The sequence below is a fragment of the Megasphaera sp. DJF_B143 genome, assembly GCF_900320625.1.
Taxonomy (GTDB): domain Bacteria; phylum Bacillota; class Negativicutes; order Veillonellales; family Megasphaeraceae; genus Megasphaera; species Megasphaera hexanoica.
Genome location: NZ_ONTA01000251.1, coordinates 1 through 7,729, shown reverse-complemented (window position 1 = coordinate 7,729; position 7,729 = coordinate 1). Strand labels below are relative to the sequence as shown.

Sequence of the window (7,729 nt, the reverse complement as noted above, 5' to 3'; positions counted from 1 at the left end):
GGCCCACGGCGCGATTCTCATTTTCGATGAAGTCATGTGCGGATTCCGTACGGCCCTCCACGGTGCCCAGGCCTATTATGGCATTACGCCGGACATGACCTGTCTCGGCACAATCATCGGCGGCGGCCTGCCGGCAGCGGCCTATGGCGGCAAAGCCTATCTCATGGACTGCGTCTCCCCGGCCGGCCCCATCTATCAGGCCGGGACCCTTTCGGGCAACCCCCTGGCCATGACAGCAGGCATCGAAACGCTGCGCATCATCACGGAAGATCCGTCTTACACGGTGCGGGTAACGGCCCATACGACGACCCTTACGGAAGGTCTGCGTCAGAAAGCGGCCGAAGCGGGCGTAGCCGTCTGCGTACACCAGTCCGGTTCCATGTTCAGCCTGTTTTTCACCGACAAAGATGTGAAGAATTTCGCCGACTCGTCTGCCGCCGACCAGGACGCCTTTGCCGTCTATTTCCAATCCATGCTGGAACAGGGTATCTACCTGCCGCCGTCCCAGTTTGAAACGTGTTTCGTCTCCGGCGCCCACACCGATGACGACATCAGACGGACCATTGAAGCCGCCGGCACGGCCTTTGCCGCTGTCGCATCGTATCGTCAAAGCAGGTGATCGCCATGCGTCCCGATTATGAAATGCTGTCCCACCTGTCTCTGTTTTCCGGAATCCACACAGACAACCTGCAGGCCATGCTGCAATGCATCGGCGGCCGCTTCCAGACACTGCATAAGGGAGAATTCCCCATTCTGGCCCGGGATGAAGTCCCCTATGTCGGCATCATCCTTAAAGGGCGGATCCATATGATCCACGAAGACGCCTGGGGCGATACGGCCATCCTGTCTGCCATGGGGCCGGGCGAGTTGTTTGGCGAAACCTTCGCCTGCGGGACCAACCTGCACTCGTCTGCCACCTTCCAGGCCGTCCGTGAAACCCGCATTCTGGCGCTGCCCTTCCGCAAGGTCATCCATACCTGCCAGAACTCCTGCCCGTTCCACTATCAGCTCATCGAAAATATGCTGCGCATGGTATCCGATAAAAATGCCCGGCTCATGGAAAAACTGGAAATCGTTTCCAAAAAAACGCTGCGCCGCAAAATCCTGACCTATCTGTCTTTTCAGGCAGAGCTCCAGGAAAGCCGTACCTTCGAACTGCCTCTGAGCCGCACCCAGCTGGCCGACTATCTCTGCGCCGACCGCACGGCGGTCGCCCGGGAGCTGGCCCGGATGAAACAGGAAGGCCGGATCGATTTCGAAAAAAATACATTTACTCTTTTATAACAAACAGAGGCTGCCCCACTGTGCAAAAAAGCACGATGGGACAGCCTCTGTTTGATGTTTGAAGTCTGACGTTTGGGTTTGATGTTTGAGGTCTGAGGTTTGGCGTTTTCAGTTTGTTTCCGGTGGATATTCCATCTGGCAGCGGCCGGCATCGGATATGGGCTCTTTCTCCTGGAACAGGTCCGCAAGCGCCTGTTCTGCCCGGCCGGCCCGGACACGGTTCAGGGAATAATACACCCATTTTCCTTCTTTGCGGCTCGTCACCAGATGAGTTTCACATAATATTTTCATATGATGAGACAGTGTCGGCTGGGACAGATTCACATGTTCCAGCAGGACACAGGCACAGCGTTCCCCATGCTGCAGCATAGAAAGGATGTGCAGGCGGTTCTCATCGCCCAAGGCCTTAAATAGTTTCGCTGTCTCTCCATACTCCATGTCATACTGCCTCCCGCTATACATAAATGATATTGATACTTATAACCTCTTTTATCTGTAGTGTACTATTGTTGAATACGTTTGTCAATATAGAGAAACATGGAGGAGCGTATCCCTGCTGTTAAAACACCGTATGGATACGCTCCTCTTCGTGCGACTGATGGCAAATATTCTGTCCCTTACATCCGGAACGCTTCCCGGTGCTGGAACAGCAGCTCTGCCAGATGGACCGCCCTGGCCCCTCCCAGAAGCAGCCCTTCCATACAATAATGACAATAGGATACAACTTCATTTCCCTGAAAGCGCTGGCAATAATCACTCATGGCCTGTTTCTGTTCATCCGGCGTATACGGGCGGAACTTGTCCTGGGCATTGGCATTGCGGGAAAAGCGCTGCGGTGCCAGTTTCAGGTTGCGCGGCGGTGCCGGGCGCAGAACGGAAACGCCGCAAAAATTCGTCTGTTCCCGGTTATCCGGCAATTCGGTTATCGAAACGTCCATGCGCTGCAACAGGGTCCGGACGGCATCCTGTTCCCCCATGCGGTCGAAGGCCCGCCAGCAGTCCTGAAGGATCATCGTCCGGCCCGTAAGTTCCGGCAAGGGAAACGATCCGTCCGCCGCGATGTATTCCCAGAGTGAGGTAACGATAACGCCGGGTTTCGATTCTTCCAGGATGGCCGAACAGTTGTGACAGAGGGAATACACCGTATCACCGGGCTGGAAATCTCCCGAGTCCGGCAGGGCCTGCCACTGTTCTTTGTACAAATCGGGCATGAGTCCCGTAAAATGGGGCAATTTGTATTTGGGCACACAGCAGCGCACGACCTGGATGCCATGGGCCGTCATATACTGCTGGATCATCTGGCTCAACTCCGGATAATGCCAGGTAAAGACACAACTGGCAATATAATATGTACTCATCATAAAACCTCCTTCAGACAGGAATACCGTCCGGCCATTGGCAGGCACGGCGTCTGTTCATATAAACAAACAGGGCAGTACTGCACTGACAGTACTGCCCGTAGGAATTTATTTTTTCAGCGCCCCGATTCCATAGGGAATAGACAGGAACAGGACGGCGCCGACTATATTGCCCAGCGTAACGAAAAACAGGTTATAGGCATAGCCGCTGAGGCTGACGGCGGCATCGAAGGGAGCCAGCATGCCGACGGTGAGGACGGTCATATTGGCGATGCTGTGTTCAAACCCGCAGGTAAAGAAGGCGTAGAGACACCAGAATACCATGATGAGTTTGGCCACGTCATTTTTCGTGCGGAAGCCGCACCAGACAGCCAGACAGACGAGGACATTACAGAGGATGCCCCGGGCAAAGAGCACCAGTGGCGGCAGGCTCATCTTCATGGCAGCCGCCGCAGCCAGAGCCTTGCCCGTCGCCCCGACCGGACCGGCCGCCGCCAGAAAGAGCAGCGACAGGATGATGGCACCTGCCCAGTTTCCCAGGTAGCAGACGACCCACAACTTCAGCACGTCCCCGGCCGTCACGGTTTTAAGGCGAAGGCCGTTGAACATGACGAAGGCATTTCCCGTAAACAGTTCTGCCCCGGCAAGGACGACCAGACTCAGGGCGACGCCAAAGGACAGGCCCATGGCAATTTTCGTGAACGGCATAGCCCCCAGGGTGCCGCTTACCGTAAAGGATAAGAGGATACCAAAGCCGATATAGGCCCCGGCCAGTGCCGAGAGAAGGAAATATCCCAGAGGGTTCTTCCGGAGCATGCCGGCTTTCGCTGCCGCACCGGCAGCCGATGCGGCGTATTCGTCGTTGTACATGAGATTCTCCTTATTTGAGCGGCAACGGTTTCTGGAACACATCCAGATCGGCGGGGTTTACGTCCTTGCCTACATAGAACGGTTCCGATTTCAGGCCGACATAGCGGATACCGGACCAGTTGAGAGGACGGTAAATTTCTGCTTTCTTCGGCAGATGTACGTCCTGAAGGATGAATTTGATGAATTCTTCCGGACCGGTACGGTCTACCATGTAGCCGATGTGTTCCTTGCCGCCGGGAGCCGTCGGATCGATATATTTCTTGGCAAAGGCATATACGTTGGAAACGATTTTTACGACGCTGTCCGCATCGGCCCATTTAATGAAATCGACGCCCATGCGCGGATTCTTTTTTCCGGAGCGGCCCAGGAGGGTAATGCGGAAATACTGTTCCTTGCTGCGCGTCCAGGCGCGGTTCGGGCAGGCCCAGACGCATACGCCGCAGCCGATGCATTTTTCCACATTGCGGACCGGACGGAAATTCTTCATATGCAGGGCTTCTACGGAAAGCTGTTTGCACTTGCGGACGCACATGCCGCAGCTGACACACCGCGTGGGGTCGAACTGGGGTTCAGTCATGCCCATGATGCCGAAGTCATGCATACGCACTTTATCACAATCGTTGGGACATCCCGTAAGAGCGACCTTGACGTGAAGATCGTTAGGGAAAATAGCCTTTTCGATGCGTTTTGCCAGTGCCGTCGTATCGTAGTTGCCAAAGGGGCAGACGCGGTTGCCGATGCAGGCCATGACGTTCCGCGTACCGGACGCTTCAAAACCAGCGCCCCGTTCACTCTGATTGATGTCGAGTTCATCAATGATCGGTTGCAGTGCTTTCTTGACTTCTTCCACCTTGTCAAAGGGAATCCCCAGGATTTCAAAGCCCTGACGGATGGTCAGATGGACGTCGCCATTGCCATACGTTTCTGCAATATACTGAATCTGGCCCAATATCTTGGCATTCAGGGAGCCACCGGGGACACGTACACGGGCCGAAGCCACATCGCGATGCTTCGTTACCCGGAAAGCGTATTTCTTTAACTTACCACAATTCATATCCATGGCTATATCCCTCCTAGTCAATCATCGAACTGATTTTCGTATATTTGAACACCGGTCCGTCCTGGCAGATATAGATGTCGCCGATGCGGCAGTGACCGCATTTTCCCAGGCCGCAGCACATCTTGCGCGATTCGGACAGCCAGATATTTTCCACGTCGAAGCCGATTTTCTTCAACTCCAGGATGGAGAATTTAATCATCGGCGGTGGACCTACGACGACGGAGATGGCATTGGGCATGTCTTCAAAAGTCAGGTCAGGAATGTATTTGGTAACCATGCCGACGTGGCCCGTATAGCCTTCGGGAGCCCGGTCGACGGTAGTGATGAGGGAAATTCCTTTTTCAGCCCAACGTTTCTGATCTTCCTTAAAGAGAATGTCGTCCGGCGATTTAAAGCCGACAATGACTGTCAGCTTCTTGCATTCATCCATGTGGTCGGCAAAGTAATCGATGACGCCGTGGATAGGCGACAGGCCCGACCCGCCGGCGACGAGGATGATTTCCTTGCCCTTGAACATATTGACATCGAAGCCGTTGCCATAGGGTCCGCGCATGAAGAAATAATCGCCGACGTAGTTTTCGAAGATTTCGTCCGTCAGCGAGCCGACGCGGCGGATGGTGAAATCGAGGGAATGGTCCGTAATACCGCTGACGGAAATAGGCGCTTCCCCGTATTTCGGGATGGAAATTTCAAAAAACTGGCCCGGCTTGACCGGATGTTCGTCGCCGCGGTCATAGGACATGCGGAATGTATATTCCAGTTCGGCATGTTTGATGACTTCCAGAATTTCCGAACGGAAAGGCAGATATTCATTATTGACCATTTTCCAGTACCTCCTTCATGCCCTGGGGCAGCTTTTCATTAATGCAGTGAGTGAGCGAAATGTATTCCGGACAGATGGCATCACAGCGGCCGCAGCCTACGCACATCTGAAAACCGGCTCTCTTCTTGAAATCGAGGACTTTGTGCAGTACCTTGAAGCGCATCCGTTCGCCCGCTTTCTGCCGGAAACAGCCCCCGCCGGCGACGAGCGTATAGTCGTCGAACATGCAGCTCGTCTGTACACGGCACCGTTCACCGGCCTTGCCGTTTTCCGTGTAGAAGATATCCTGCATGGACCAGCAGGTACAGGTCGGGCAGGCCAGGGTGCAGCGGCCGCATTTGATGCAGCGTTTGTCGTATTCATCCCAGATAGAACTCTTGGCGATGGCCGATGTCAGGTTGTCCGGGATATGGACTTCCACATCGTCTTTTTCCACGTGATCGGCTGTCACGTCGCAAGTTCCTTCGGCATGATTTTTCAGGGCAGCCGCCAGGGTTTCATCAGGACAGTCCACATAATACATGCCATCTTTAAAATTGACAGCCGCATCATAATTGGTGCTCACGTTGGTACCCATAGACACGCAGAAGCAGCCGTCAAAGGTATGGTCACAGCCCATGACGACGAATTTCACCTTGTCCCGCAGAGTCTTATAGTAGTAATCTTCCGGCCCGTTCTGGAGGAACATATAATCGAGTCGTTTCACGGCATGCAGATCGCAGCTGCGCAGGAAAATGATGGCTCCTTTTTTGGGAAATTCCGATTCCTGCACGCTGTGTTCCGTAAAGTAGAACAACACCTGACATACAGGAATCAGGATTTCTTTAAAGGAATAATCAGACCGTGCGTCCCAGACGATATCGGCGGGATCGGTCACTTTGCCATAACGGATGACATCGGTTTCGGAAAACCGGCCCGTACCGGCAAATACGGTAGGAGCGTACACATCGTACGTCCCGGACCAGGATTTAAAGGCGTCGGCCAGAGCCCGTCTGCTCAATTGATACCCCATTCTGTTACCTTCTTTCTCTTGTATTCACAAGAAACCATAACAAAAAAACTGTAATTTATAACCAAAAGAAAAATTTCACATACTATGTCGTAATAGTACGGTATCGTATTGACAAGTGTATGCTATCAGAAAAAATGAGTTCCTTCTGTTGCTATGGCAACGAAAAGAACTCATTTTGCTGTTTACCTATATCTATATTTCATTCTTAATCATTTTAATTTGCACATAAGTAATCTTTATTTCTTATTGATTTATCTGGCAGACATGTTACATTATTTTATGATTTATTTACAATCTGTGTGTTCCCGCAAATGGTGTCGATCCAGGCAAAGAGTTCGTCCAGATCATAATCTCCGGCGTGGCCCCGTCCCCAGGGAACGGCAAAATCTACGTCATGGCCGGTCTGCTGCAGGCACAGGGCCAGAATAGCCGGTACGACCAGAGACGTGTCACGGTCTTTGCTGCCATGGCGGATCCGCCAGTGGGGAGCAGTGGTGACATCCCGTTTGCCGATGAAATAAAGCGGATTCAGGAGATGAATGAGTTTACTATCCGCCTGGTATGCTTTACCGGCTGTATTATATTTCTTCCCCCAGGGAGTGAAATGACGGGCATTGATGGTTGCACTACCGAATTCACTGTTTTCCCCTGCTGAAAGGTCCAGCGAGTCGAAGGCAGGAGCTGCCTTGAGACGGGTTGCATACACGGCGTATTTTCCCAGATCCATATCGGTTACAACGCCATTGTGGATGGTCAGCCAGTCCATACCGGACAGGTCCGTTCCTGAATCGAGAGCCGTCTGGGCCGATTTCATGTATAATTTCTTGATATATTCCTTGAACGTCCCTTCGCCGTTCTTGTCCAGAGTCAGAGCTGTTCCGTCAGGAGCCGTAAGGTGCAGTCTGTTCACATAGGCAGGAAAGGCCTTGCGCAGGACGGCGGAAACGGCTTTCTGCTGGTCGCTCATTTCCGTGCCTTTCTGTTCTTCTGCCGGTGCATCGGCAGGCCGGTCCAGGACGAGCATATTCTGATTGTTGCTGTCCGTACTGCCCGGGCTGGCAACGACCGGTCCCGGCCCCATGGGAATCGTCTGACCGCCGGCCTGGAGAAATGCAGGCATCGCCCCTATGGCATTATTCTGATGATAGTCCGTCACGTCTCCAAAGACCCATTCATAGGCCATATCGGCATGTTCCAGATCGGTAATAGGGCAATAATCACTGGAGGCAAAGATATCGTCCCGTTCCTCTGCTGCCCCCAGGGCTTTGAGATACGGTTCGTACTCTTTGCTGTTCCCCGTCGCCCCGATGAGGGCCGAAAGG

Annotated in this window: 9 protein-coding genes; 2 read left to right on the top strand and 7 right to left on the bottom strand. The window is 53.3% G+C overall.

Translation table 11 applies throughout. The features are described from left to right. Positions 1 to 619: aminotransferase class III-fold pyridoxal phosphate-dependent enzyme (locus DBO31_RS07405; protein ID WP_150824830.1), on the top strand; the 619-nt coding region annotated here is incomplete at its 5' end. Positions 620 to 624: 5 nt separating this feature from the next. Next, the gene (locus DBO31_RS07400) at positions 625 to 1,284 is read left to right on the top strand and encodes a Crp/Fnr family transcriptional regulator (RefSeq protein ID WP_059076047.1); all 660 of its coding nucleotides are present in this window, start codon (positions 625 to 627) and stop codon (positions 1,282 to 1,284) included. A gap of 108 nt (positions 1,285 to 1,392) precedes the next feature. On the opposite strand, the gene DBO31_RS07395 is transcribed toward DBO31_RS07400, so the two are convergent. From DBO31_RS07395 to DBO31_RS09400, 7 genes are all read right to left on the bottom strand, one after another. Continuing rightward, on the bottom strand, positions 1,393 to 1,722 hold the full coding sequence (locus DBO31_RS07395) for a helix-turn-helix transcriptional regulator (RefSeq protein WP_150824829.1): 330 nt from the start codon (positions 1,720 to 1,722) through the stop codon (positions 1,393 to 1,395). Positions 1,723 to 1,901: 179 nt separating this feature from the next. After that, entirely contained in the window at positions 1,902 to 2,645 is a 744-nt protein-coding gene (locus tag DBO31_RS07390) for a hypothetical protein (RefSeq protein ID WP_150824828.1), read from the bottom strand. A 105-nt stretch (positions 2,646 to 2,750) separates the two neighbouring features. Then, positions 2,751 to 3,512 (bottom strand): formate/nitrite transporter family protein, encoded by a 762-nt coding sequence (locus tag DBO31_RS07385; protein WP_059076044.1) that lies wholly within the window; start codon positions 3,510 to 3,512, stop codon positions 2,751 to 2,753. Positions 3,513 to 3,522: 10 nt separating this feature from the next. Continuing rightward, positions 3,523 to 4,572, bottom strand: coding sequence for a sulfite reductase subunit C (asrC, locus tag DBO31_RS07380; protein WP_075581916.1), 1,050 nt, complete (start codon positions 4,570 to 4,572; stop codon positions 3,523 to 3,525). Positions 4,573 to 4,585: 13 nt separating this feature from the next. Further along, the gene (gene asrB / locus DBO31_RS07375) at positions 4,586 to 5,395 is read right to left on the bottom strand and encodes an anaerobic sulfite reductase subunit AsrB (RefSeq protein ID WP_075581915.1); all 810 of its coding nucleotides are present in this window, start codon (positions 5,393 to 5,395) and stop codon (positions 4,586 to 4,588) included. Continuing rightward, the gene (gene asrA, locus DBO31_RS07370) at positions 5,385 to 6,407 is read right to left on the bottom strand and encodes an anaerobic sulfite reductase subunit AsrA (protein WP_150824827.1); all 1,023 of its coding nucleotides are present in this window, start codon (positions 6,405 to 6,407) and stop codon (positions 5,385 to 5,387) included. Before asrA ends, asrB begins: the two co-directional genes overlap by 11 nt. A 277-nt stretch (positions 6,408 to 6,684) precedes the next feature. Beyond that, on the bottom strand, positions 6,685 to 7,729 hold a 1,045-nt coding region (locus tag DBO31_RS09400), incomplete at its 5' end, for a subtype B tannase (RefSeq protein ID WP_304466350.1).